The organism is Salmonella sp. SAL04202, assembly GCF_046550775.1.
GTDB classification, from domain to species: Bacteria; Pseudomonadota; Gammaproteobacteria; order Enterobacterales; family Enterobacteriaceae; genus Salmonella; species Salmonella enterica.
Genome location: NZ_JBGDXK010000017.1, coordinates 1 through 1,580 on the forward strand (window position 1 = coordinate 1; position 1,580 = coordinate 1,580).

Genomic DNA, 1,580 nt, shown 5'->3' on the forward strand with positions numbered 1-1,580 from the left:
CTGATTATGCTCTCCCCGCTGGTGGCGCTGCTGCTGGGGATGGACGTGTACGGCTGGAAAATCATGGCGCTGACGCTGCTGCTCGGCACGCCGGCGCTGGGGTTTCTCGCCGCGCCGGGCGTTGCGCTGACGGCCGGGCTGCGGCGCGGCGGCGTCCTGCTGGGCATTCTGGTGCTGCCGCTGAGTGTCCCGGTGCTGATTTTCGCCGCCGCGGCGATGGACGCGGCATCGATGCATTTACCCGCTGACGGCTATCTGGCGGTGCTGGGGGCGCTGCTGGCGGGCAGCGCGACGTTAAGCCCGTTCGCCACCGCGGCGGCGCTGCGCCTCAGCGTGCAGTAGCGCCCCGGCGCGACGGACATTTTACTGGTTTCAGGAGGTCAGGTGACAACGATGTGGAAAACCCTTCATCAGCTGGCGGCGCCGCCCCGGCTGTATCAGATTTGCGGCAGGCTCGTGCCGTGGCTGGCGGCGGCCGGCATCATCGCGCTGGCCACCGGCTGGGTCCGGGGCTTTGGTTTCGCCCCGGCGGACTACCAGCAGGGGGAGGGCTACCGCATTATGTACCTGCATGTCCCGGCGGCCATCTGGTCAATGGGTATCTATGCGGCGATGGCGGTGGCGGCGTTTACCGGGCTGGTCTGGCAGATGAAAATGGCCACCCTTGCCGTCGCGGCGATGGCGCCGGTGGGGGCGGTGTACACCTTCATCGCACTGGTCACCGGCGCGGCGTGGGGCAAACCGATGTGGGGCACCTGGTGGGTGTGGGACGCGCGCCTGACCTCGGAGCTGGTGCTGCTGTTTCTCTACGCCGGGGTCATCGCCCTGTGGCACGCCTTTGACGACCGTAAAATGGCCGGGCGCGCGGCGGGCATTCTGGTGCTGGTCGGCGTGGTGAACCTGCCGGTTATCCACTATTCCGTCGAGTGGTGGAACACCCTGCACCAGGGCTCGACGCGGATGCAGCAGAGTATCGATCCGGCGATGCGCTCGCCGCTGCGCTGGGCCATCGCCGGCTACCTGCTGCTCTTTATGACGCTTTCGCTGATGCGGATGCGCAACCTGATTTTACTGATGGAAAAACGCCGCCCGTGGGTGAGCGAACTGATACTGAAAAGGGGGCACCGGTGAGTCCGGCATTTTCATCGTGGAGCGATTTTTTCGCCATGGGCGGGTACGCCTTTTTTGTCTGGCTGGCGGTGGCGATGACCGTGGCGCCGCTGGCGCTGCTGGCGCTGCACACGGTGCTGCAGCGCCGGGCCATTCTGCGCGGCGTGGTGCAGCAGCAGGCGCGCGAGGCGCGGATGCGTGCCGCACAGGCGCAACAGGAGGCCGCGTGAACCTGCGACGTAAAAACCGGCTATGGGTGGTCTGCGCGGTGCTGGCGGGCCTGGCGCTGACCACCGCCCTGGTCCTGTACGCGCTGCGCGCGAATATCGACCTGTTCTATACCCCCGGCGAAATCCTCTACGGCAAGCGCGAGACGCAGCAGCTGCCGGCGGCGGGCCAGCGCCTGCGCGTCGGCGGGATGGTGATGCCCGGCAGCGTCAGGCGCGACCCGGACTCGCTGAAGGTGAACT

At 67.2% G+C, this 1,580-nt stretch carries 4 protein-coding genes; all 4 read left to right on the top strand.

Annotated elements, in window-relative coordinates:
* On the top strand, positions 1-342 hold a 342-nt coding region (locus ACLJQJ_RS23350), incomplete at its 5' end, for a heme exporter protein CcmB (RefSeq protein ID WP_240872430.1).
* 51 nt (positions 343-393) lie between these two features.
* Positions 394-1,131 (top strand): heme ABC transporter permease, encoded by a 738-nt coding sequence (locus tag ACLJQJ_RS23355; protein ID WP_023228369.1) that lies wholly within the window; start codon positions 394-396, stop codon positions 1,129-1,131.
* A complete protein-coding gene (gene ccmD, locus ACLJQJ_RS23360; protein WP_000074111.1) occupies positions 1,128-1,340 on the top strand; it encodes a heme exporter protein CcmD in 213 nt (70 codons plus the stop codon). The genes ACLJQJ_RS23355 and ccmD overlap by 4 nt, the downstream gene beginning before the upstream one ends.
* Positions 1,337-1,580: cytochrome c maturation protein CcmE (locus ACLJQJ_RS23365; protein ID WP_369527041.1), on the top strand; the 244-nt coding region annotated here is incomplete at its 3' end. The genes ccmD and ACLJQJ_RS23365, both read left to right, overlap by 4 nt.

What these genes read in the sequence shown, in the direction of transcription:
- ACLJQJ_RS23355 (WP_023228369.1), top strand. Translation starts at nt 394, where the DNA reads ATGTGGAAAACCCTTCATCAGCTGGCGGCGCCGCCCCGGCTGTATCAG.